The 24,499-nt window shown below is 36.5% G+C and carries 20 protein-coding genes and 2 pseudogenes; 15 read left to right on the plus strand and 7 right to left on the minus strand.

The features are described 5' to 3' along the window. Positions 1-27 precede the first annotated feature (27 nt). The 7 genes and pseudogenes from JCM15092_RS04635 to glmM all read left to right on the plus strand — a co-directional run bounded on the left by JCM15092_RS04635 (position 28) and on the right by glmM (position 7,805). On the plus strand, positions 28-573 hold the full coding sequence (locus tag JCM15092_RS04635) for an RNA polymerase sigma factor (protein WP_024993641.1): 546 nt from the start codon (positions 28-30) through the stop codon (positions 571-573). Further along, the gene (locus JCM15092_RS16515; RefSeq protein WP_024993642.1) at positions 560-1,900 is read left to right on the plus strand and encodes an outer membrane beta-barrel protein; all 1,341 of its coding nucleotides are present in this window, start codon (positions 560-562) and stop codon (positions 1,898-1,900) included. The genes JCM15092_RS04635 and JCM15092_RS16515 overlap by 14 nt, the downstream gene beginning before the upstream one ends. A gap of 63 nt (positions 1,901-1,963) precedes the next feature. Continuing rightward, positions 1,964-2,617, plus strand: coding sequence for a ribulose-phosphate 3-epimerase (gene rpe / locus JCM15092_RS04645; protein WP_024993643.1), 654 nt, complete (start codon positions 1,964-1,966; stop codon positions 2,615-2,617). Between the two features lie 5 nt (positions 2,618-2,622). Continuing rightward, positions 2,623-4,656, plus strand: a complete 2,034-nt coding sequence (locus tag JCM15092_RS04650) for a ComEC/Rec2 family competence protein (protein ID WP_084488447.1) — start codon at positions 2,623-2,625, stop codon at positions 4,654-4,656. Between the two features lie 44 nt (positions 4,657-4,700). Further along, positions 4,701-5,741 (plus strand): DHH family phosphoesterase, encoded by a 1,041-nt coding sequence (locus JCM15092_RS04655; protein WP_024993645.1) that lies wholly within the window; start codon positions 4,701-4,703, stop codon positions 5,739-5,741. Positions 5,742-5,791: 50 nt separating this feature from the next. After that, positions 5,792-6,418 carry a BamK family beta-barrel-assembly machinery protein gene (bamK, locus tag JCM15092_RS04660; RefSeq protein ID WP_024993646.1) on the plus strand — a complete coding sequence of 209 codons (627 nt, stop codon included), beginning with the start codon at positions 5,792-5,794 and terminating at the stop codon, positions 6,416-6,418. Further along, a pseudogene (gene glmM / locus JCM15092_RS14950) lies at positions 6,418-7,805 on the plus strand (phosphoglucosamine mutase). The gene bamK and the pseudogene glmM overlap by 1 nt, the downstream one beginning before the upstream one ends. A gap of 61 nt (positions 7,806-7,866) precedes the next feature. Here glmM and hemW read toward each other — a convergent pair. Then, the gene (gene hemW / locus JCM15092_RS04670; RefSeq protein WP_024993647.1) at positions 7,867-8,994 is read right to left on the minus strand and encodes a radical SAM family heme chaperone HemW; all 1,128 of its coding nucleotides are present in this window, start codon (positions 8,992-8,994) and stop codon (positions 7,867-7,869) included. A 227-nt stretch (positions 8,995-9,221) separates the two neighbouring features. Here hemW and fusA2 point away from each other — a divergent pair, with 227 nt between their 5' ends. From fusA2 to rprY, 3 genes are all read left to right on the plus strand, one after another. Next, positions 9,222-11,381, plus strand: coding sequence for an elongation factor G2 (fusA2, locus tag JCM15092_RS04675; protein WP_024993648.1), 2,160 nt, complete (start codon positions 9,222-9,224; stop codon positions 11,379-11,381). 261 nt (positions 11,382-11,642) lie between these two features. Then, entirely contained in the window at positions 11,643-13,217 is a 1,575-nt protein-coding gene (locus tag JCM15092_RS04680; RefSeq protein ID WP_024993649.1) for a sensor histidine kinase, read from the plus strand. A gap of 1 nt (position 13,218) precedes the next feature. Next, complete coding sequence (gene rprY, locus JCM15092_RS04685; RefSeq protein WP_024993650.1) at positions 13,219-13,917, plus strand: response regulator transcription factor RprY; 699 nt, start codon at positions 13,219-13,221, stop codon at positions 13,915-13,917. Positions 13,918-14,165: 248 nt separating this feature from the next. Here rprY and JCM15092_RS17455 read toward each other — a convergent pair whose 3' ends face one another. Further along, positions 14,166-14,348 (minus strand): hypothetical protein, encoded by a 183-nt coding sequence (locus tag JCM15092_RS17455; RefSeq protein WP_024993651.1) that lies wholly within the window; start codon positions 14,346-14,348, stop codon positions 14,166-14,168. Positions 14,349-14,452: 104 nt separating this feature from the next. Beyond that, positions 14,453-14,899, minus strand: coding sequence for a MarR family winged helix-turn-helix transcriptional regulator (locus JCM15092_RS04695; RefSeq protein ID WP_024993652.1), 447 nt, complete (start codon positions 14,897-14,899; stop codon positions 14,453-14,455). A gap of 281 nt (positions 14,900-15,180) precedes the next feature. Between JCM15092_RS04695 and rpsF the strand changes: the two genes are divergently transcribed. From rpsF to rplI, 3 genes are read left to right on the plus strand one after another with little or no spacing between them, the layout of a single operon-like run. Then, a complete protein-coding gene (gene rpsF / locus JCM15092_RS04700; RefSeq protein WP_024993653.1) occupies positions 15,181-15,525 on the plus strand; it encodes a 30S ribosomal protein S6 in 345 nt (114 codons plus the stop codon). 2 nt (positions 15,526-15,527) lie between these two features. Continuing rightward, positions 15,528-15,797: a 30S ribosomal protein S18 gene (gene rpsR / locus JCM15092_RS04705; protein WP_024993654.1), complete on the plus strand. Its 270-nt coding sequence runs from the start codon at positions 15,528-15,530 to the stop codon at positions 15,795-15,797. A gap of 14 nt (positions 15,798-15,811) precedes the next feature. After that, positions 15,812-16,255, plus strand: a complete 444-nt coding sequence (gene rplI / locus JCM15092_RS04710) for a 50S ribosomal protein L9 (RefSeq protein ID WP_024993655.1) — start codon at positions 15,812-15,814, stop codon at positions 16,253-16,255. Positions 16,256-16,749: 494 nt separating this feature from the next. Here the strand turns inward: rplI and JCM15092_RS04715 are convergent, their stop codons facing one another. Together JCM15092_RS04715 and JCM15092_RS17895 are read right to left on the minus strand one after the other, a co-directional pair. Beyond that, positions 16,750-16,944, minus strand: coding sequence for a PG1828 family lipoprotein (locus JCM15092_RS04715; protein ID WP_024993656.1), 195 nt, complete (start codon positions 16,942-16,944; stop codon positions 16,750-16,752). A 164-nt stretch (positions 16,945-17,108) separates the two neighbouring features. Further along, a pseudogene (locus tag JCM15092_RS17895) lies at positions 17,109-18,781 on the minus strand (long-chain fatty acid--CoA ligase). Positions 18,782-18,885: 104 nt separating this feature from the next. Here JCM15092_RS17895 and mtaB point away from each other — a divergent pair. Further along, positions 18,886-20,208 (plus strand): tRNA (N(6)-L-threonylcarbamoyladenosine(37)-C(2))-methylthiotransferase MtaB, encoded by a 1,323-nt coding sequence (mtaB, locus tag JCM15092_RS04725; RefSeq protein ID WP_024993657.1) that lies wholly within the window; start codon positions 18,886-18,888, stop codon positions 20,206-20,208. A gap of 69 nt (positions 20,209-20,277) precedes the next feature. Then, entirely contained in the window at positions 20,278-21,294 is a 1,017-nt protein-coding gene (locus JCM15092_RS14960; RefSeq protein WP_034541560.1) for a glycosyltransferase family 2 protein, read from the plus strand. An 86-nt stretch (positions 21,295-21,380) separates the two neighbouring features. Here the strand turns inward: JCM15092_RS14960 and folB are convergent, their stop codons facing one another. Then, positions 21,381-21,749: a dihydroneopterin aldolase gene (gene folB, locus JCM15092_RS04735; RefSeq protein WP_024993658.1), complete on the minus strand. Its 369-nt coding sequence runs from the start codon at positions 21,747-21,749 to the stop codon at positions 21,381-21,383. 6 nt (positions 21,750-21,755) lie between these two features. Further along, positions 21,756-24,293: an adenosylcobalamin-dependent ribonucleoside-diphosphate reductase gene (locus tag JCM15092_RS04740; protein WP_024993659.1), complete on the minus strand. Its 2,538-nt coding sequence runs from the start codon at positions 24,291-24,293 to the stop codon at positions 21,756-21,758. Between the last annotated feature and the right edge of the window lie 206 nt (positions 24,294-24,499).

The raw sequence follows: 24,499 nt of genomic DNA on the forward strand, positions 1-24,499 counted from the left end.
AAATAAGAAGTGTCACAAAGTATAGACATAGATGAGCTGTCGATTGTACGAGGATGTCAGAACGGAGACAACACGGCAAGACGAAGACTTTATGAGAAGTTTTCCAGGCAGCTTATGTCTGTTTGCATGCGCTATGTTTCTGATCGTGATATAGCACAGGATATACTTCACGACGGTTTCATCAATATATTCGATTCAATACGAAGATTCAAATATATGGGTGAAGGCTCACTTAAGGCTTGGCTTACAAAGGTAATGATGAATGAGTCTCTGAAGTATCTAAGGAAAAATGCAAAGCTCAATGAGATATCTTATGATGAGATGCCGGATGTCGCCGATGATGAGGAGAGTGACATTTCTGATATTTCTGCTTCTGTATTGATGGAGCTGGTTAGAAAACTTCCGGATGGATATAGAACTGTTCTTAACTTGTATGTTTTTGAGGATAAGAGCCATAAAGAGATTGCATCTATGCTGAATATCTCTGAACATACATCATCTTCTCAATATTTTAGAGCAAAGAAATTACTTACTACAATGATAAAGGAGTATAGAGATCATGAAGAAAGATGATAAGGAAAAATGGATTGAACAACTGCGACAAAAGTTGGATGATTTCTCTGAAGATGTTCCTGAAAGTGTATGGGATAGAATAGAGAAAGATTCCATGCGCAAGATCGTGCCGTTTTGGAGAAGATGGCAGAGCATTGCTGCTATAATAATTTTGGCTATTGTATCTTCTGTAATGGTAACTCTATGGGATAGTAGCTCTGAATATATTCAGAAGCAGCAAGATAAGAATATCTCCAATCTCAATATTGAGAGTAAACCGATCATGACTGGTGATGAAACCAATCATGACAGGATTGCCATCCTGTCGAGAGAGGATGAGAAACCGATCAAGACAAAAAAAGATGGTACATTATCAAAAAATTTAGTGAAAGCTGTAGCATCTGATTGGGCTATGTACAATGATTCAGAGAATGAAACTATACCTGCAAAAGAATCTCCACAGGTGGAGAAATTATCACAAAAGGAAACTAATGCTGCTGAAAAAGGAAATATAAGTTCAGAATCAAAATCAGAAACAAACACAGAAACATCACAGAAACAGGCATCTAATCAAAAGAGAAGAGCCAAAGAATCTTTATATCAATATAATGCTAATAATATAAAGAGGGAGAAACAATGGTCAATTGCTCTGAACAGCGGCGGTTTAGGAGTCAACTCAACTTCGAACATAAATGGGGCTATGATGAGGTTCAGTAATAGTGATTATGGACTTCAGCAGGATCCGATATCAAGTTCTCTCAATATGGGTAGTGATAACTTTATTAGAAATAACTATTTTGCAGACCTATCTACTATAAATTCCATAAAGACGAAGAAGAAACATTATCAACCTGTTACATTCGGACTTTCTGTTAAATTTGAATTGGATAGAGATTGGTCTTTGGAGACTGGACTTACATATAACTATCTTTTCTCAAAACTTGATTCTGATTTGGGCAGCGATATGTTGCATCAGGAGCAGAGCCTTAAATATATAGGTGTACCTATAAAGATAGGCAGGAATATAGTCAGTCTCAATAAAGTCAACATATATGGCTCCGCTGGAGGAGAAGTTGAGACACCTATTTCAGGAAAACTAAAAACTTACAATGTTGTAAATGGAAAAGAGAATCTGGAATCAGAAGAGGATATAGATATATCTAAACTTCAATTCTCAGTAGGGGCATCCATAGGTGCTGAATATAAGTTGGCAAAGAGGTTTGGTATATATGCTGAGCCGGGTATTGTCTACTATTTTGATGATAATTCAGGTATCGAGACAATACGTAAAGAGCATCCGCTAAATTTCAATATTAAGTTAGGTGTTAGATTCACTTTCTTAAAATAAAGAGTTGTAATAAATAGTTTTGCTGAATTGTTACTATATTTGTAATGAAAAAAACATATCGTTATGGCAAAACCGTTAATATCGCCATCTTTACTTGCTGCAAACTTTGCAAACCTTGAAAAAGATCTTGAGATAATCAATAAGAGTCAGGCAGACTGGCTTCATATTGATATCATGGATGGTGTCTTCGTTCCTAATATTTCTTTTGGATTCCCAGTTTTAAAATATGTAGCCCACCTCTCAAATAAACCTCTTGATGTGCATCTTATGATTGTACAGCCTGAGAAATTTATCAATGAGGTAAAAGAACTTGGAGCAATGATGATGAATGTACACTATGAGGCTTGTCCACATATACATAGGGTAATTCAACAGATTAAAGATTCTGGGATGAAAGCTGGCGTAACCCTCAATCCGGGCACTCCTGTATCTATACTGAATGATATCATTGCAGATGTGGATATGGTACTTCTGATGAGTGTAAATCCAGGTTTTGGAGGGCAGAAGTTTATAACTCACACGATAGATAAGGTGAAGGAACTTCGTGAACTTATAAATAAGAGCAACTCAAAAGCTCTTATAGAAATTGACGGCGGAGTAAATATGCAGACCGGAAAGGAACTTGTTGATGCAGGTGCAGACGTTCTCGTTGCAGGTAATGCAATATTTAGAGCTCCAGATATATTGAAGACTATTCAAGAGATGAAAGATTTATGAGTTAGTTGAGTAACAAGAAAATATTATTATCTCCAATATCCCGACTGACAATCTTTTTTTCAGTTGGGATTTTTCTTTCTGACACGATATTACGCTGCCACAATTATCTGTTATTCCATATTATACTTCTACTTCTGCTGGCACTCTTCTCTCTATTTTTATATTACAGACGTAATAATATACTATTCGGCATCACTACAGCTCTTTTCTCTGTAGTTCTTGGAAGCATGCTTACAAATATTAAGTGGCTTGAGACAGAACATAGCTGGCAGAAGAGTAATAAAATCTATAATGGACGTATAACAGACGAGGCTGTAGACAAAGGACGGTATATTCAATTTGTTGTTGATGTGGATAATAATAAGGTCCTTACCAGAGTGATGAAGGACTCTGTTGATCTGTCCTTCAGAAGCGGAGATTTAGTAACATTCTATGGAAAGATAATGAGGCCTGCCAATATGGGCAATCCTAATGAGATTGATTATGCAACATATCTTCTTCGCAATGGTATCAATGGTACAACTTTTCTTCAAGATGATGAGATAAAGAGTTTCTCAAGTGAAAGAGATGCTACGTTGATTGAAAAGTCACTTTTACTAAGAGAGCGTGTGATATCACTATTTAGGGAGTGGGGAATAAGGGGTGATGAACTCGCCTTGCTCTCTGCTCTTATGGTTGGAGAACGGAATCTTTTCTCACAGGAGGTTGAAGATGACTATACTAAGTCAGGATTGGCTCATATGCTCTCCATCTCAGGTATGCATGTTGGCATACTGCTGCTTATAATAAACTTTATGCTCTGGTTTATGAACAGGAGTACGCATTTGCGAATAATGAAGTGGATTATTCTGTTTGTTGTCCTTTGGGGCTTTGCCTGCATAAGTGGACTTGCTCCATCGGCTGTGCGTGCTGTTATAATGTGTCTTTTTCTAGAGTTGATGTATTTCAGTCATGAGAAACGCTATCCTCTAAATATCATCTTCGTTACTGCTCTATGTATGCTGTTGTACAATCCTTTTTATCTTTTTGATATCAGCTTTCAGCTCTCATTTGCTGCTGTGATAACAATAATCCTGTTCTATACTCCTATAATGGATATTTTACGTTGCAGGTATAGGGTTGTAAACAGTTTTAGCTCAGTTATTGCTCTTTCAATTTCAGCCCAAATAGGAGCTGCTCCTCTTGTATTGTACTATTTCTCAAACTTCTCCTCATATTTTCTTCTGTCGAATATACTATCTTCATTTTTGGTGGTCGTTATAATGGTAGTTGCCCTTATATCGTTTGTTGTCCCATTTCAACCTATACATATACTTCTGCAATATGCTCTGAAAGCTCAGAATAGCATATCATCAACTGTGGCAGCATTACCAATGTCTGTTGTCAGAATAGATAATTTTTCATTCGTCAACATACTGTTCATATACATTCTCTTTATTATTTTATTGCTATATATCTATAACCGACGACGTAAATATCTTATCGGTGTAAGTATAGTGCTTCTCACAATTGTTTCGTTCAACTTTGTAAATAGTATTCCTACTAAGATTATGCCTCATGCATTGATATATAATGATTCACGAATGTCATACATCCATTTTGTTGAGAACAGAAATGAATCTGTCGTGATATATTCTCCATGCGACTCTTTGTACACCGAACTGCGACCAGCAGTGAAGAGATATTGCTATAAGAATGGGATTAAGGAGCCTAAACTGACATGTGATTACCATTCGTCATATATATATTCATGTGATGGAATAATATATTGGCGTGGGAAAACATTCTGTGTGGTGAGTGATAAGAGATGGAAATACAGATATACTTCGGAAGGACCTCTTGAGGTGGATTATCTCTATCTTAGCAGAGGTTTCTATGACTCTATATCATCTTTAGAGAAAGTTTTCAAGATCAAACATATTATTCTCGGCTTCTCGTTAAGTGACACTTCCGTGGAAGCAATAACTAAAGAATGTATAGATAAAGGAATATCTTATGTTAACTTAAAAGAGGTAGGTTATTATAAAATAATGGTATAAATGAATAAATTATTACTATTTTTGCCACCCAAAATATGATATTTATGCTATCTCAAATTATAGAACAGTCGAACATAGATAAGGTTGAGCAATATTTAAGTAACTACAATAAAATTGTAATTGTATCACATGTATCTCCGGATGGTGATGCTATTGGTTCTTCACTTGGTATGTACCATTTTTTGAAGAGTTTCGATAAAGATGTGACAGTTATCTACCCAAATTCTTTTCCTGATTTCCTTAGATGGATGCCGGCTTCTGAATCTGTCTTAAAATATGACAGACATAAGAAAAAAGCGGATGAGGTAATATCTCATGCAGAGATGATATTTTGTCTTGACTTCAACGCTCTTTCACGCATTGATGCAATGAAAGAGTCTATAGAGAAGTCGTCTGCTAAAAAAGTAATGATTGACCATCACTTAAATCCGGAACCATTCTGTGATGTCACTATATCACACCCATCTATATCATCTACTTCTGAACTCGTTTATCGTCTGATAAACAGGTTGGGAGATTACGAGGAGATAACTCTTGAGTGTGCTCAGTGTATCTATACAGGTATGATGACAGATACAGGAGGATTTACATACAACTCCAACAATAAAGAGATATATTACATAATAAGCAGCCTTCTTGCTAAGGGTATCGATAAAGACGATATTTACAGAAAGGTATACAATACCTACTCTGAGGACAGACTTAGACTTATGGGATATGTTCTTTATGAGAAGATGCAGGTATTCAATGAGTTTAATGCTGCACTGATATGGCTGACCAGGGATGAGCAGAAGAAGTTCAGTTTTGTAAAGGGAGATACAGAAGGTTTTGTAAACATACCTTTGTCTATAAAGCATGTAAAGTTCTCTGTCTTCTTACGTGAGGATACTGAGAAAGATATGATTAAGGTCTCACTAAGATCTGTAGGAACTTTTCCATGTAATAAAGTAGCTAATGAGTTCTTTAATGGTGGGGGACATCTCAATGCATCCGGTGGAGAAGTTTTCGATACTATGGAGAATGCAATATCTCTGTTTAAACAGGCTATAATTAAATATGAAGATTTATTAACTCAAAAAGAATAGTTAATTAACTCTCAATTTACTACATTTGTCCACAATTTAAAACAATAAAGATGAAGAAGATAAACATTCTATTGATTTCTGTTTTTTTATTGAGTTTGACCTTTCAGTCATGTAGCAACAGCAAGACATATGCTGAACAGAAGAAGGATGAGAAAGAGTCTATTCAAAGATATATAGAAAAGAACAATATAAATGTCATTACACTCAATCAGTTCCTTAATCAAGATACCACAACCAATGTAGCTAATAACGAGTATGTACTCTTTGATGAAAACGGAGTATATATGCAGGTTATTAATAGAGGAGATGGTGAGATTATAGAAGATGGTAGCAAGAATATTCTTGCCCGCTATGTAGAGGAGGAGATTGCTCTTGATGGTACAACAGATACTTTATCTTTAAATACAATATCTAACATTGCAACTGACCCTGATGAGTTCAGATTAACAGTGTCTGATGGAAGTTTTTCCGGTACATTTATAAGTGGTATAATGAGCCAGTATTATAGTAGTGCCGTTCCTGCAGGTTGGTTGGTTCCTTTCAAATATATCAAAGTTGGTAGAGCTATTGATAAAAGAACCAAATTGAAACTTATCGTTCCTCACTCTCAGGGACAGATCACTGCAACAGGAAGTGTATACGCTTGTGTATATGAAATAACTTATCAATTAGAATAATGACATTAATAAAATCAATTTCCGGAATTCGTGGCACCATCGGTGGAAATGTTGGTGACGCTCTTACTCCATTGGACATTGTAAAGTTTACTTCTGCTTATGCAACTTTGATTCGCAGAAATAGTAAAGAACAGAAATGTAAAATAGTAGTGGGCCGTGATGCCAGAATATCTGGTGAAATGGTAAAGAATATTGTTTGTGGCTCACTAATGGGAATGGGCTGTGATGTAGTAAATATCGGACTTGCTTCTACTCCTACAACAGAACTTGCAGTACAGATGGAGAATGCCCAAGGTGGTATTATTATTACTGCCAGCCACAATCCTAAACAGTGGAATGCATTGAAACTCCTTAACCAGGATGGAGAATTCCTTAATAAAGAAGAGGGGAACGAAGTTTTGGATATAGCTGCTAGAGAGGATTTCGACTATGCTGAAGTTGATAATTTAGGTAGCTACAGAGAGGATGATACATATAACGATAAACATATTAATAGCGTTCTTGCTTTAAAATTAGTCGATGTGGAGGCTATTAGAAAAGCAAATTTCAAAGTTGCTATAGATTGTGTGAACTCAGTAGGAGGAATAATACTTCCTGAACTTTTTAAACGCTTGGGCGTTAATCATGTAGAAAAACTATATTGTGAACCTACTGGCAATTTCCAGCATAATCCGGAACCTTTGGAGAAGAACTTGGGTGATATTATGTCTCTCGTTAGAAAAGGGGGAGTAGACGTTGCCTTTGTAGTCGACCCTGATGTTGACCGTCTCGCAATGATTAGTGAAGATGGAACCATGTTCGGAGAGGAATATACTTTGGTAAGTGTTGCAGACTATGTGCTGAAACATACTCCGGGTAATACTGTTTCCAATTTAAGCTCAACAAGAGCACTTCGTGATGTAACACGCAAATATGGTATGGAGTATAATGCTGCTGCTGTAGGTGAGGTGAACGTAGTCACAAAGATGAAGGAGACAAATGCTATTATTGGTGGTGAAGGCAATGGTGGTGTTATCTATCCTGCGTCTCATTACGGACGTGATGCATTGGTAGGTATAGCTCTCTTCTTGAGCCATCTTGCTCATGAGGGTAAAAAGATGAGCGAACTGAAGAAGGGATATCCTGAATATGCTATAGCTAAGAATAGAATTGACCTTACCCCTGAAACAGATGTAGATGCTATACTTCTTAAAGTTAAAGAGATCTACAAAGATGAGGAGATTAATGATATAGATGGTGTTAAGATAGATTTCCCAGACAAATGGTACATCTAAGAAAGAGTAATACTGAACCTATCATTCGTGTTTACTCAGAAGCTAAATCAATGGAGATAGCCGATGAGATAGGTAAAAAGGTAATGGATGTTGTTTATTCTCTTGCTAAATAAATATTAAAACAGATAAAGGTGCATTATTATAATGCACCTTTTTTATGCTTATATCTTAACATCAAACCTGGAGCAGGTCGCTCATTATTCCGTCGGAGATAAAAATTCCCTCCTTAGTTAGCTTTAACTTATTATCGGCAACCTCTAGATATCCTTTCTTTATATTCTCTTCTGACATCTTCATTGCATAGTCGTATAATGCAACGCCGAATTTCTCTTTTAGTATAGAAAGATCCATTCCCCACATGGTCCTTATCGAGGTGATTACAAACTCATTATACTGAGTGGTGATATCTAACTTCTCAATCTCATAATCAGCTTTCCCACTGTTTATTCCTTCTATATATCTATCCAATGAAGCTATATTCCATTGCCTTGATCTTTGGTCATATGAGTGCGCTGAGGGGCCGCAACCTAAATATTTAACTCCCTTCCAATAGCTTGAGTTGTGTCTTGAATATAGATAAGGTTTCGAGAAATTGGATATTTCGTAATGCTCATAGCCTGATTCTTTCAGCGTTTCTATAAGTGTTGAGAACATCTCAACGCTCATATTCTCGCTAACCTCTTTCACGTCATGGCTCTCTTTAAGTTCCCACATCTTGGTACCTTCCTCATAGATAAGATGGTAAGCTGATATATGTTCGGGGTTAAGTTTTGTTATTATTGATAGATCACTTTTCCAACTCTCAAGACTTTCACCAGGTAGGCCATACATAAGGTCAAGGCTTATGTTCTTGAACCCATGTTTTCTGCAGCGGTTGAATGCATCTATAGCTTGCTGTGAATTATGGCGTCGGTTTAATAATTTCAGTGTGTCGTCGTTGAATGTCTGTATACCTATGCTTATTCTGTTGAGTGGCAGTTCAGATAGCATCTTGACATACTCTTCCGAGAGATCGTCAGGATTTGCCTCTATAGTAATCTCTGCATCTTTAGCGATGGTGTAAAATTGCTTTATACTCTTGAATATATCATCAAAATGGCTTTTACCAAGCTGTGATGGGGTCCCTCCGCCAAAGTATATTGTCTCTATCTCTTCACCGTTGAGATAGTCTTTTCTCATTTCCAACTCTTTGCAAAGAGCATCTATGTATTCATCTATACGGTTGCTCTGTGTAGTAGAGTAGAAATCACAATATATGCATCTCTTTTTGCAGAAAGGAATGTGAATATATATACCTGCCATTGACTCTATTTTTTACAAAGATAATCTATTAGTAACTATAAACGAAAAGTAAAGGTTAAGATGGTTCAAAATGGTATTCTATTTTTTTTGCTGTATGGTGCTTTAAAACATAATTTAGTAACACATACACTAAGGTTGCTTTTCTTATCAATAATCTTTACTTTGCAAATATGTTAAAAAGATGTGATACTCATATCTTTTATGTTAATTACTAAATCTTATTTATCATGAAAGTATATCAGACTAATGAAATTAAGAACATTGCCCTTCTTGGCAATGATGGAGCAGGTAAGACCACCCTCACAGAGTCTTTACTCTTTGAGAGTGGTATTATAAAACGTCGTGGTAGAATTACTGCCAAGAATACTGTCAGCGACTATTTTCCTGTTGAGCAGGAATATGGTTATTCTGTATTTTCTACTATTTTTCATGTAGAATGGAATGGAAAGAAACTTAATATCATAGATTGTCCGGGAAGTGATGACTTCGTGGGTGCAGCTATGACGGCTCTTAATGTAACTGATACTGCTATACTTTTATTGAACGGACAGTATGGTGTAGAGGTTGGTACTCAAAATCATTTCCGTTATACCGATAAACTTGGTAAGCCTGTTATTTTCCTTGTAAATCAGTTGGATAATGACAAGTGTGATTTCGATAATATAATGGAGCAACTTAAGAGCATTTATGGCCCTAAGGTTGTCCAAGTACAGTACCCGCTTCAGACAGGTCCTGATTTTCATGAGTTAATAGATGTTCTTTTGATGAAGAAATACTCATGGAAACCAGAAGGTGGTGCACCAATTATTGAGGATATTCCTGATTCAGAGATGGACAAAGCAATGGAGTTGCATAAGATCCTTGTTGAGGCTGCAGCAGAGCATGATGAATGTTTGATGGAGAAGTTCTTCGAATCGGAGACTTTGACTGAGGAGGAGATGCGTGAAGGTATAAGAAAAGGATTGGCATCAAGAGGTATGTTCCCTGTTTTCTGCGTATGTGCAGGTAAAGATATGGGTGTAAGACGTTTGATGGAATTCTTGGGTAATGTTGTTCCTTTTGTTGATGAGATGCCGCCGGTATTCAATACAAGAGGCAATGTTGTTAAGCCGGATGTTCATGGACCTACTTCACTCTATTTCTTTAAGACAGCTGTTGAACCACATATCGGTGGTGTTCAGTATTTTAAGGTTATGAGTGGAACAGCTCATACAGGTGATGACCTAACTAATGCAGACAGAGGCTCTAAGGAGAGAATAGCTCAGATTTTTGTATGTGCGGGAGCAAATAGAGTAGAGGTAGAAGAACTTAAAGCAGGAGATATAGGATGCTGTGTTAAACTTAAAGATGTTAAAACAGGAAATACCTTGAATGGAAAGGATTGTGATAACAGATTTGACTTTATAAAATACCCTAATTCTAAATTCTCAAGAGCTATAAAGCCTGTAAATGAGTCGGATACAGAGAAGCTGATGAGTATTCTCCATAGAATGAAAGAGGAAGATCCTACATGGGTTATTGAACAGTCTAAGGAGTTGAAGCAGATTATAATACATGGTCAGGGAGAATTCCATCTACGTACACTGAAATGGAGACTTGAAAACAATGAAAAAATAGAGATTAAGTTTGAAGAGCCTAGGATTCCTTACCGTGAGACAATTACTAAATCAGCTCGTGCTGACTACAGACATAAGAAACAGTCGGGTGGTGCAGGACAGTTTGGTGAAGTTCACCTCATTGTAGAGCCATACTACGAAGGAATGCCTTTGCCTGATACATATAAATTCAATGGACAGGAATTCAAGATAACCAAGAAGGGTGAAGAGGTTGTTCCTTTGGAATGGGGAGGCAAGCTTGTATTTATTAACAGCGTCGTTGGTGGTGCTATCGATACCAGATTCATGCCGGCTATATTGAAAGGTATTATGAGCCGTATGGAACAGGGCCCATTGACAGGATCTTATGCTAGAGATGTAAGAGTCATTGTTTATGATGGTAAGATGCACCCGGTAGACTCTAATGAAATATCATTCATGCTCTCTGGTAGACATGCCTTTAGTGAAGCATTTAAGAATGCAGGTCCTAAGATTCTTGAACCTATATATGATGTTGAGGTTTTTGTTCCAAGTGATAAGATGGGTGATGTGATGAGTGATCTTCAGGGTAGAAGAGGACTTATAATGGGAATGAGCAGTGAGAATGGATATGAAAAACTTGTTGCTAGAGTTCCTCTAAAAGAGATGTCATCTTATTCAACTTCACTTAGCTCTCTTACCGGAGGACGAGCTTCATTTATAATGAAGTTTGCAAGTTATGAACTTGTTCCAGCAGATGTACAAGATAAGTTAATGAAAGAATTTGAGAGCAAAGAAGAAAAAGAAGAGTGATGAACTGTAGAAAATAATACATAAAAACGGCGTGTTTGTTAAAAACATGCGTTTTTTATTTAAACAACATTAAAATTTCACTATGTTTTATTGCAAGTGATTATATAATTTTATTATTTTGTAAACTATTAATAGGTTAATTTTGTTAGTAATATATATCAATTCTCTTAAAAGTTCTGTTTTAAGGTTTTTAGGTACTCCTGCAATTAATGATAGTTAAGAGATTTTGTTAACGAATTGACCGTTTAAAATTTGGCTGACATGAAGAAGTCAACGATTTGGATATTAAGTATTGTAATGGGGTTATCATTTCTTAGCTTGCTCTACCTTCAGGTAAAGTATATCGAAGAGATGGTTAAGATGCGCAAGGAGCAGTTTGATGAATCTGTTCAAAGAAGTCTTGTATCAGCTTGTAAAAATGTTGAGTTGGTTGAGACAAAGAGATATCTTGAAGATGATGTGGCTACAACAGAAAAAGCAGCTCAGCTATCTAAAGATAACAGTCAAGCTGAAGAACAGGAGGAGGAACAGGGAACTGAGGTGGTAGAACATTCACATCAATATTCTATAGGATCTGATGGACTCTCCGGATACTCTACTTTTGAATTTAAGATGCGTGTAAGCAACGTAAGACCTTCCAGTGTACCTAAGGCTATAATTTCGACAGGGAAAAACATACCACAGACTTCTAGGGCTTTGCAAGAGATTATAAAGAACCGTTATGTATATCAAAGAGCTCTTCTAGACGAGGTAGTATATAACATATTGTATACAGCTAGTGATAAGCCTTTAAAGAAAAGGGTGAACTTCAAACAGTTGGATCTTTTCTTGAAGACAGAACTGCTGAATAACGGAATAGATATACCTTATCATTTTTCTGTTACAGATAGAGATGGAACGGATGTTTATAAATGTCCTGATTTTACAGACGAAGGCAGTGAGAATACCTATTCTAGGGTAATATTCAGAAATGACCCTCCAGCAAGGATGGGAGTTGTAAATATACACTTCCCTACAATGAATAGCTATATATTCAGTTCAGTTAAATTTATGATACCGTCATTGATATTTACTCTAGTGCTGTTGGTGACATTCATATTTACAATATACATTATTTTTCGTCAGAAGAAACTGACAGAGATTAAGAATGATTTTATTAATAATATGACTCATGAATTTAAGACTCCGATATCTACTATTTCGTTAGCTGCACAGATGTTGAAGGATCCTGCTGTAGGAAAATCTCCGGCTATGTTCCAGCATATATCAGGTGTAATTAATGATGAGACAAAGAGATTACGTTTCCAGGTAGAGAAGGTGCTTCAGATGTCTATGTTCGAGAGACAGAAGACAATTTTAAAGATGAAGGATGTCAATGCTAATGAACTTATAAAGGGAGTTATAAACACCTTTACCCTTAAAGTAGAAACTTACAACGGTAAGGTAACATCGGAATTGATGGCCGAAGATCCACATATATTCGTGGATGAGATGCATTTCACTAATGTTATATTCAACCTGCTTGATAATGCGGTGAAATATAAAAAGCCGGAAGGTGACTTACTGTTAGATGTAAAGACATGGAATGATTCGGGTAAACTCTACATATCTATACAGGATAACGGCATAGGCATAAAGAAAGAGAACCTAAAGAAGATATTTGATAAGTTTTATAGAGTACATACAGGCAATCTTCATGATGTTAAAGGATTTGGATTAGGATTGGCTTATGTGAAAAAGATTATTAATGATCACAAAGGCTCAATACGTGCTGAGAGTGATCTGAATATTGGAACTAAATTTATAATTACATTACCTTTATTAAAAAATGAATAATATGGACGAGAAATTGCGTATTTTGTTATGCGAAGATGATGAAAATCTTGGCATGCTGTTGAGAGAATATTTGCAGGCAAAAGGTTATTCTGCAGAATTGTGTCCTGACGGAGAAGCTGGTTATAAGGCTTTTTTGAAAAATAAATTTGATTTGTGTGTTCTTGATGTAATGATGCCTAAAAAGGATGGATTTACTTTGGCACAAGAGATACGTAGTTCAAATGCTGATATTCCAATCATATTCCTTACTGCTAAGACTCTTAAAGAGGATATACTGGAAGGTTTCAAGATTGGTGCTGACGACTATATTACTAAACCATTCAGTATGGAAGAGTTGACTTTCCGTATTGAAGCTATCCTTCGCCGTGTACGCGGAAAGAAGAATAAAGAGAGTAGTGTATACAAACTTGGAAAGTTCACTTTCGATACTCAGAAGCAGATACTATCTAAAGATGGTAACAGCACTAAGTTGACAACTAAAGAGTCTGAACTTTTAGGCCTTCTTTGTGCTCATGCAAATGAGATTTTGCAACGTGATTTCGCTTTGAAGACTATATGGATTGATGACAATTATTTCAATGCAAGAAGTATGGATGTTTATATTACTAAGCTTCGTAAACATTTGAAAGATGATGAATCAATTGAGATTATCAATATTCATGGAAAGGGTTATAAACTAATCACTCCAGAAGTAGAATAATTTATTCTTTAATTAGGGTAAGTGCTTTTTAAGATATATGAGCTCGGTAAAAACCGAGCTCATTCTGTTTTATATTGGCCCATTTCTTTATACTATCCTCTACATGTTATTCTCAAGATATTTATATCTATAAACAACAAGAGTGTGAACTGTATTTGCACTTCACACTCTTGCCACATATAAGTAGGTTTATAAACACAACCTTTAAAATAGTTGCCTCAATTGTCTTATCGACTTATGGCTTTTATTTAGTCCTTGATATTTTTGTTGATTATTATATAAATGATCAAACCAAATATAAGAAGGAAAAGAGACCCTCCAAGAACATAGTTGTTATTAATAAGCTCACTTCCAGTTAAGAAAATGCCTATTAATATCAAAGCTCCTAAAACCATAATAATTAGTCCAAGATTTTTTAGTAAGATTTTCATGTGTGTATTTATTAATAGATTATTATTTCGATATATACAAATTAAAGCATAATTCTATTATAGAAGAAATTATTTTGATAAAAAGTGGATTAACCTAAAATCATCTAATCTTTTATGTTTGCGAATATTTTCTTCAATACTTCCTGACTAGTTTTGAGTTCGTACAGACCTATACCTTCCAAAGCTTCTTTTAATGTTTCTGTAGCAATCTCATTGACTTTCTTCTCTAGTTCCTTGCCTGTTTTAGTAAGATAAATACGGTTTATACGCCTGTCCGTTTTATCGGAAATCCTCACTACAAGATGTTGTCTCTCCATGTTATCAATAAGTCGTGTCATGCTAGGTTTATCTTTAAATGTTGCATCACACAGCTCTTGTTGTGTCACGCCATCTTTATCCCAAAGATAAAGCAGTACGGTCCATTGCTCAGGAGTAATATCGATCCCTTCGCCACGAAACTTACGGCTAAGCTTTCTGTTTATGGCAGCAGATACTTTCCCGTTGAGTATGGCAAAAAACAGATGCATGTCAAAACCTAAACTCTCTATCATATATTGATTGTTTAAACAACTTTGTACAAATATACAAAAATAGAGCTCAATCGTATATTTTAAGTGTTAAAATATCGATTAATTTAGCGGTAACTGCAATTTTAAATATGTTTTAGTTATAATACCGTTCGTCCACTTTTTAATATAAAATTATCTCATTATATGCAATCTCCATCGGCTTATTGTTAAATAAAAGTATCTGAATACTTGCATTTTAAAAAGTAAAAAATTACCTTTGCAGCCGAATTCAATTTTTATTTAATAATTTAATTAACGTAAGTATGAATCAATACGAAACCGTTTTCATTTTAACTCCCGTTTTGTCTGAGCCTCAGATGAAGGAAGCGGTAGAGAAATTCAAAGGTATTCTTACTGCAGAAGGTGCAGAGATTATCAATGAAGAGAATTGGGGCCTAAAGAAATTGGCTTATCCAATTCAAAAGAAATCAACTGGCTTTTATCAGTTGATCGAGTTTAAAGCAGCTCCAGAAGTAATTGAAAAATTGGAGGTTAACTTCCGTCGTGATGAGCGTATTATCCGTTTCTTGACTTTCAAGATGGACAAATATGCTGCTGAATATGCTGCTAAGAGAAGAAATGTTAAATCAACTAAAAAGGAGGATTAATCATGGCACAGCAACAATCAGAAATCAGATATTTAACTCCACCTTCAGTAGATGTTAAAAAGAAAAAATACTGCCGTTTCAAAAAGAGTGGTATTAGATATATCGACTATAAAGATCCTGAATTCTTGAAGAAATTCTTGAACGAACAGGGTAAAATTCTTCCTCGCCGTATTACAGGTACTTCTTTGAAGTTCCAACGTCGTATCGCGCAGGCTGTTAAGAGAGCACGTCACTTGGCGTTACTTCCATTCGTAACTGATATGATGAAATAATAAGGAGAATAATTATGGAAATAATATTGAAAGAAGACGTAGCAAACTTAGGCTACAAAAATGATATCGTGACTGTAAAGTCAGGTTATGGCCGTAATTTCCTTATCCCTACTGGAAAAGCTATCATCGCTTCTCCTGCTGCAAAGAAAATGCTTGCAGAGGAATTGAAACAACGTGCTCACAAATTGGAAAAGATCAAGAAAGATGCTGAGACTCTTGCTGAGACTTTGAAAAACGTTTCTTTGACTATCTCTACAAAGGTTAGCTCAACTGGAACAATCTTTGGTTCTGTAACTAATATTCAGATTGCTGATGAGTTAGAGAAACTTGGTCATAAGATTGACAGAAAGATTATCGTAGTTAAAGACGCTGTTAAAGAGGTTGGAAGCTACAAGGCTATCGTTAAACTTCACAAGGAGGTTTCTGTTGAAATTCCTTTCGAAGTGGTTGCTGAATAATCTGTAGATACTTTGATATTAAAGAGTCTGAACTTTTGTTCAGGCTCTTTTTTGTTTTTTTCAACACTCTGAGACTAAAAGTTTGATTGGTGTCGCCGGCTTATGAGACGCCGTCGTCAAATGATGAGTAGCCGCCGGCAACCGATGAGATGCCGACGCCGTCTGAAGAATATATCCTCAAAAGCCCTATATATAAGCTTGGCTGGATGTTTTTATTCTTTAATGTGTGCGGTATTATAATGGGTTAGAACTAATTTAGAGACCTATTAGAGTTGATGTTTGCCGTAGGTTTGTTCTAAGAAAAGTAAAGGTGGTATGTTTGTGGATTCACAGGTTAAATTGGGATATGCTTGGTGTAGCTTAAATGGAGTGGGGAAATCAGGTGTGTTGAGCTTAATAAGCTATTCTGTTCTCTGTTATCCTTGGGTATAGGGCATAAAAAAAGTCTGTGGCTTAGCCCCAGACTTTCAATTCTCTCTAATGTTCGTTAGAAATTATTCAGCTACTACAGCTGAATCAGTTGCAGCGCTATCTGCAGCCAAAGAATCTACTGTATCAACAGCTGCTGATTCTTCTACTACTGCTACTGAATCTGAATCTGATGCTGCTGCATCATTAGCTGCCTTGTTTCCGCAAGATGCGAAAGAAACTGCAACGAAAGCTACGAACAAAAATACTAATTTTTTCATTTTTCTTTTGCTTTTAAAAATCTGTAATACTTATTTGCTTTATTAAAACACTGCAAATGTATGTACTTTTTTGATATGTTGTACCAAAAAATACAACTTTTTTTTGTTAAATATTAGTTTTTTTATTTATTTTATTGATAATGAATATGTTATAAAACATATTTTTAAGCTTCTGCAATACTATTATATAGGAAACGCTTGATACTTCTCTTAGGAGTCTTCTCGAACTCAGTTGGGTAAAGTTGTATTTTGCTTATCTGCTCATAGCCACCTACCTGTTTATTGAGATTTTTTAAGTTTTCCTCCATAACAGTCTGAATATTATCAGTGGTGTTCAAGCCTAGTGAATCCAAACATTCGTAATCTGGGTATACAAGGGCAACCAACTTTTGGTTTCTCTCAATAACAAGGCTCTCTAGGACAAATGGAAGATTGTTAAGCTTAGCTTCAATTTCTTCAGGGAAAATATTTTGACCGTTAGAGCTTAGGAGCATAGTCTTGCTTCTTCCTCGGATATATACAAAGCCGTTCTTGTCTAATGTTCCAAGGTCACCTGTTTTAAGCCATCCATCTTCTGTGAATACCTCTTTAGTAGCCTCTTCATTTCTATAATAACCCTTCATAACGTTTTCTCCTCTTACCTGAATCTCTCCTGTAATATTTTCAGGATCCTTAGAGTCAATTCTTGCTTCCATGATATCAAGAACTCTACCTGCTGAGCCAGGAATAAACTGATCCCATGGAGCATAACTGATAAGTGGAGCGCACTCTGTCATTCCGTAGCCTATGGTGAATGGGAATTTAATCTTATAGAAAAACTCTGTAACCTCAGGATTCATTGCTGCACCTCCAATAATTATCTCTTTGAACCTGCCACCAAGCGCATCTATAAGTTTCTTTCTTATCTGACCATAAATCTGGCTGTCGAGTAGTGGTATATTAAGAGCCCATTTCATAGTCTTTTTGTTTATGATAGGGAGGATTACATTTTTGTAGATCTTCTCTATAACAAGAGGAACAGTGATTATAAGGTTAGGCTTTACCTCATCGAATGCTTCATAAGAATCTTTGGAGAAGGAATCTTGCCAAGTAATGTAACATGTGTTCCCACTGCAGTGGCTGTTAGGAAGTCGAATGAACAACCGTAAGCATGAGCAAGAGGCAGGAATGAAAGAACCTTCTCACCTCGAGTTAGAAGTTCAGTGCGCATGCCGAATGTCACATTTCCTGCAAGGTTGTTTCCAGTAAGCATAACTCCCTTGCTGAAACCTGTAGTTCCGGAAGTGTAGTTAAGCATCATGACCTTATCATTAGACAGTTCAGTATAATTGATATCTTCCTTTCTAAATCCTTTTGGATATGCCTTATTCATCGCTTGTTCGTGGTAGCGTATAAAGTGTTGAATTGTCTCTCCATCTTTCTGGTAAAGACATCTAAAATCTGTTAGTGAAAAGACTCCTCGCAAATCAGTGATAGCTTCTTCTTCAAGACTTTCCCATATCTTATCACTTGTAAATAGGAATGTTGATTCCGAATGATTGATTATATGGTGTACATCATTAGGTTTGAAGTCGGGTAGGATAGGTACAATAATAGCACCGTATGTTACTGCTGCCAAGTAAGCGATGCACCAGTTAGATGTGTTTTTCCCAATAAGAGAAACTTTATCGCCTCTGCGAAGGCTGCAGTGTTGGAATAAAAGATGTATTTTAGCAATCTCCTCAGCTACTTGAGCATATGTATAGTTTATATCTTCTCCATAGTCAGAATAACAAGGTAAATTCCAGTTCTCTTTAAAGCTTTTCTCGTATAACTTTATAAAATTTTCCGTTATCATTGCACAAAAATTGAAATAGTGTGCGAAAATAAGTATAATTATTCGCATTCTAAAAGTTTTCATAATAATAATATGTATTTTTGCGAAATAATTGGATAAAACATATGATAGATACTACCATATTTCAAGATAAGACAGCCGTTTACTATACTTTAGGTTGTAAACTAAACTTTTCAGAGACATCAACTATAGGGAAAATCTTAAAAGATGCTGGAGTTCGTACTGCTAAGGCTGGAGAAAAAGCAAATATTATCGTTGTAAATACCTGTTCTGTAACAGAGATGGCAGATAAGAAATGCCGTCAAGCAATACATAGACTTACTAAACAACATCCTGGGGCATTTGTCGTTGTGACTGGTTGCTACGCGCAACTTAAACCTGGTCAGGTGGCTGAGATAGAGGGAGTGGACCTCGTGCTTGGTGCCGATCAGAAAGGTGATATAATGAAGTACCTTGGAAGCTTGAATAAGAATGAGCATGGTGAGGCTATATCTACACCAATGAAAGATATAAAGAACTTCTCGCCTTCATGTTCACGTGGCGATCGTACTCGTTTCTTCCTTAAAGTACAGGATGGATGCGACTATATGTGCTCTTACTGCACAATACCTTTCGCACGAGGAAGGAGCCGTAATGGAAAAATTGAGGAGTTAGTAGAACAGGCTCGCCAGGCTGCTGCAGAAGGTGGTAAAGAGATTGTGCTTACCGGTGTCAATATAGGTGACTTTGGTAGAACCACCGGTGAAACTTTCATTGACCTTGTAAAGGCACTTGATAAGGTTGAGGGTATAGAGAGATATCGTATCTCATCTATTGAACCTAATCTGCTTACTGATGAGATTATAGAATATGTGGCCCAATCAAGAGCTTTCATGCCTCATTTTCATATTCCTCTTCAAAGCGGTAGCGACTCAGTTCTTAAGTTGATGCGCCGCCGTTATGATACTGCACTATTTGCTCATAAAATAAATAAGATAAGAGAATCGATTCCAGATGCATTTATCGGAGTGGATGTTATTGTTGGTACACGTGGTGAGACTGATGAATATTTTGAAGAGGCATACAACTTCGTCAAGAAGGTTAATGTAACACAGTTGCATGTCTTCAGTTATTCCGAAAGGCCAGGTACTCAGGCTCTCAAGATAGAGCATGTTGTGTCACCTGAACAGAAACATGAACGTAGCCAGAGACTACTTGCTTTGTCGGAAGTAAAGGTCCATGAGTTTTATGAAGCTCATATAGGAAAAGAGGCTCTTGTGCTTATGGAGAAGGCAAAAAGAGGAGAGGTTATGCATGGGTTCACAGAAAACTATATACGTGCTGAACTAACTTATGATGTAAAATTGGATAATAAGATTATCCGAGTTAAACTTGGTGAGTTCAATGATGACAAGACCGCTCTAAAGGCTACTATTATTGAGGATTAAATTAATATACTTTACGTTAAGTAAGGTATTAAACATATAAAAGTCTACTTATACTCTTGTTTAGTATATATGAAAAAAATATCCGTTGTTATATTGAATTGGAATGGCGCAGAGATGCTCCGTAAGTTCCTTCCTTCTGTGATAGAGTATTCTATAAGTGATCAGGTTGAGGTATGCGTTGCTGATAATGGATCGACGGACAGTTCTGTCGCTGTGATAACAGACGAGTTCCCTCAAGTGAGATTGATACAACTTGACAAAAACTATGGGTTTGCAGATGGTTACAATATTGCCCTTAAGCATTTAGAAGCAGAGTATGTTGTGCTTCTAAATAGTGATGTAGAGGTGACTGATTCCTGGCTTGATGCAATGAGTTGTTATCTCGACAAGAACAAGGATGTTGCTGCTTGTCAGCCTAAGATACTATCATATAAAAACAGAGAATATTTTGAGTATGCAGGTGCATGCGGAGGTTATATGGATCAGTTCGGTTATCCTTTCTGTAGGGGAAGAATATTTAATAGTGTAGAAAAGGATAGGGGGCAGTACGATACTGTAGTAGATGTGATGTGGGCAACGGGTGCATCGCTTTTTATTCGACTTGAGGATTACAGAAATGTAGGAGGCCTTGATGGTCGTTTCTTTGCTCACATGGAGGAGATAGATCTATGCTGGCGTCTACGCTCAAGAGGCAGACGCATTGTGTGTGTTCCACAAAGTGTTGTGTATCACGTAGGTGGTGCTACTCTTAAGAAAGAGAATCCTAGGAAAACCTTCCTTAATTTCCGTAACAATCTTATTATGCTTTATAAGAATACTCCTGAAAAGAGACTTAAAAAGGTAATGCAGGTAAGGGGGATATTGGACTATGTAGCTGCTGCGATGTTTTTATTGAAAGGCGATTCATCTAACGCTAAGGCTGTTTTAAGTGCCAGAAAAGAGTATGGAAAAATGAAACATGACTTTGAAGCTGACAGGAAGAATAACCAGGCTCTTTCTACATCTGATACAATAAAGGAGATTGTACCATATAGTATAATAAAGAGATACTACATTAATGGTAAGAAAATCTTTGCAGAACTTTGATTTTGTAAAGTTCAATATATTATATAATAAAATAAGAGTAAGGTTTCCCTTACTCTTATTTTTTATATTAATCTTCTAAAGAGGGCTTATCTTTCGTAATTCATCTCAACACCTACTGTGTCGCTGTTTGAATTCATAGGCGGATTCTCTTTAAAGAGTCTGATATTTATATACTCAATAGTTGAATAAGAGAGAAACAATCTGTTGCATATTCTCTGACATACATTCTCTAAAAGCTGTGATGGAATCTCCATCTCCTTTCTTATATCATTGAATATGTCAGCATAACTTATTGTCTCTTCAAGAGAGTCGGATATTGCAGCCTTGCTGAAGTCAGTCTTTATCTTGATATCGATAATAAAGTTTGCTCCAATCTTTCTCTCTTGTTCCATAACACCATGAAAGGCATAAAGTTTTATGCCTTTCATTATAATATACATATCAGTTGCTTTCATTTTTAATTATCCACAACGTGAGCTACCACATGTCTTGCAAATAAGACATCCTTCTTGATAGACAAGAGTCTCGTTTCCACAGTTAGGGCACTTTTGACCATCGGCTTTAGTCCCGTCGATAACATATTTCTTAAGTGCTCTTTCAACACCGTTTTTCCATGTGTTGATGTTCTCGCTGTCAAGTTGTAAAGAGTCTACAAGTTTGATAACTCTGTCGATAGGCATTCTCCAACGCAATACTCCTGAAATAAGCTTAGCATAGTTCCAGTATTCCTTGTTGAATCTTTCAGAAAGTCCTTCGATAGTTGTCTTGTACCCTCTCTTGTTTTCGAACTGGAAGTCATATCGTTTGTTGCCATTTTCATCAATGTTCTTGATGATTCTTCCTGTTGTAACCGATTTAGGTAGAGATATACCTTCATCATCATCCTGAAGACCGGTAAAGATTTCGTAAGGATGACCGTCGAGAATACCAACGAATGCTACCCACTTCTCTTTATTGTTCTGGAATCTTACAACATCAGCTTCCAATACTTTTGGACGAACTTCCACTACATCCGGTTGCTTGCAAGGAGGGTTTTCGCTCTTCTTGTCGCTCTTAGCAGAGATAAGAACCCCTGAACGTGATCCGTCACGGTAAACAGTACAGCCTTTACATCCGGATTTCCAAGCTTCTACGTATAGTCTGTTTACGAGATCTTCGTCAACATCGTTAGGAAGGTTGATGGTAACACTAATTGAGTGGTCTACCCATTTCTGTATTCTTCCCTGCATTCTAACCTTCATAAGCCAGTCAACATCGTTTGAAGTTGCTTTGTAGTATGGAGATTTCTTTACAAGTTCATCAATCTCTTCCTGAGTATATCTTTTTGTAGTGTCATATCCGTTTACCTCCATCCATGTAAGGAATTTATGATGGTAAACGATATACTCTTCGAAAGCATCGCCAGTCTCATCAACGAAGTCGACATGAACTTCAGGGTCGTTAGGATTAACTTTTCTTCTTCTTTTATATACAGGCATGAATACAGGTTCAATACCTGATGTAGTCTGGGTCATAAGACTTGTTGTTCCTGTTGGTGCTATAGTCAGGCAGGCGATGTTTCTTCTACCATATTTTACCATGCTGTTGTAAAGCTCAGGATCAGCCTCTTTTAGACGGTTGATAAATGGGTTTTTCTCTTCACGCTTGCTATCGTATATTTCGAAAGCACCTCTCTCTTCAGCCATCTTTACAGATGAACGGTAAGCTTCAACAGCAATAGTCTTATGAACTTCTTCTGAGAACTCAGTAGCCTCTTCTGTTCCATATCTCAATCCCATTGCAGCAATCATATCACCTTCAGCAGTGATCCCTACACCTGTTCTTCTTCCTTGCTTACTCTTAAGATAAATCTTCTCCCAAAGGTGTTTCTCTGTTAATTTTACCTCTTCATTTTCGGGGTCAGAGTTAATCTTATTCATTATATGCTCGATTTTCTCCAACTCAAGGTCGATGATGTCATCCATTATTCTCTGAGCTTTTGCAACATGATCTTTGAATAGCTCAAAGTCAAAGTATGCATCTTTAGTAAATGGATTAACAACATATGAGTATAAGTTTATAGCAAGAAGACGACATGAATCGTATGGACAAAGAGGAATTTCGCCACATGGGTTTGTAGAAACAGTCTTGTAGCCAAGGTCTGCATAACAATCTGGCACTGACTCACGGATGATAGTATCCCAGAAGAGTACACCCGGTTCTGCAGATTTCCATGCGTTATGCACTATCTTTTTCCAGAGAGAAGATGCGTCAATATCTTTAGTGAATGTTGGTGCGTCTGAATCGATAGGGTATTTCTGTGTATAAGTTGTTCTATCTACAGCAGCCTGCATGAAGTCATCATCAAGTTTAACAGAAACGTTTGCTCCTGTAACTTTTCCTTCTGTCATTTTTGCATCAATGAAAGACTCTGAATCTGGGTGCTTGATTGAAACGCTCAACATAAGCGCACCACGACGACCATCTTGTGCAACCTCTCTTGTAGAGTTTGAATAACGCTCCATGAATGGAACAAGACCGGTTGAAGTAAGTGCTGAGTTCTTAACTGGAGAACCTTTAGGACGTATGTGTGACAGGTCATGACCTACACCTCCACGACGTTTCATAAGCTGAACTTGCTCTTCATCAATATGAATAATTGCTCCGTATGAATCGGCGTTCCCGTTTATACCAATAACAAAACAGTTAGAAAGTGAAGCCACCTGGTATTCATTTCCGATACCTGTCATAGGGCTACCTTGAGGAACAATATATTTAAAATGGTCAAGAAGCTTGAATAACTCCTCAGATGATAGACCATTTTTATATTTTGACTCTACGCGAGCTATCTCATTGGCTATTCTCCAATGCATATCATCTGGAGACTTTTCAAATACGTTGCCATATGAATCTTTTACGGCATATTTGTTCACCCAGACACGCGCAGCAAGCTCATCGCCTTTGAAGTACTCTAATGATTGTTCAAAAGCCTCGTTGTAAGTGTAAGATTGTTTATCCACTTTATCCTAATATTTAAATCTGTTTATATGAAAGTTAAGTAGTAGTAGAATCGCTTTCCATAATAAAAGATATAGCAAAACTAAATATGTTTTTTGAATAAACAAAAAGATACAAGAAAAAGATTTTATTAATTTTCAAAATTGTCCATTTTGTATGATTAATATATTGGTAATCAGATAAAAAGATTTTTAGAAAAATAAAAAAG

This window comes from Phocaeicola paurosaccharolyticus JCM 15092 (assembly GCF_000613805.1).
Classification (GTDB): Bacteria; Bacteroidota; Bacteroidia; order Bacteroidales; family Bacteroidaceae; genus Phocaeicola; species Phocaeicola paurosaccharolyticus.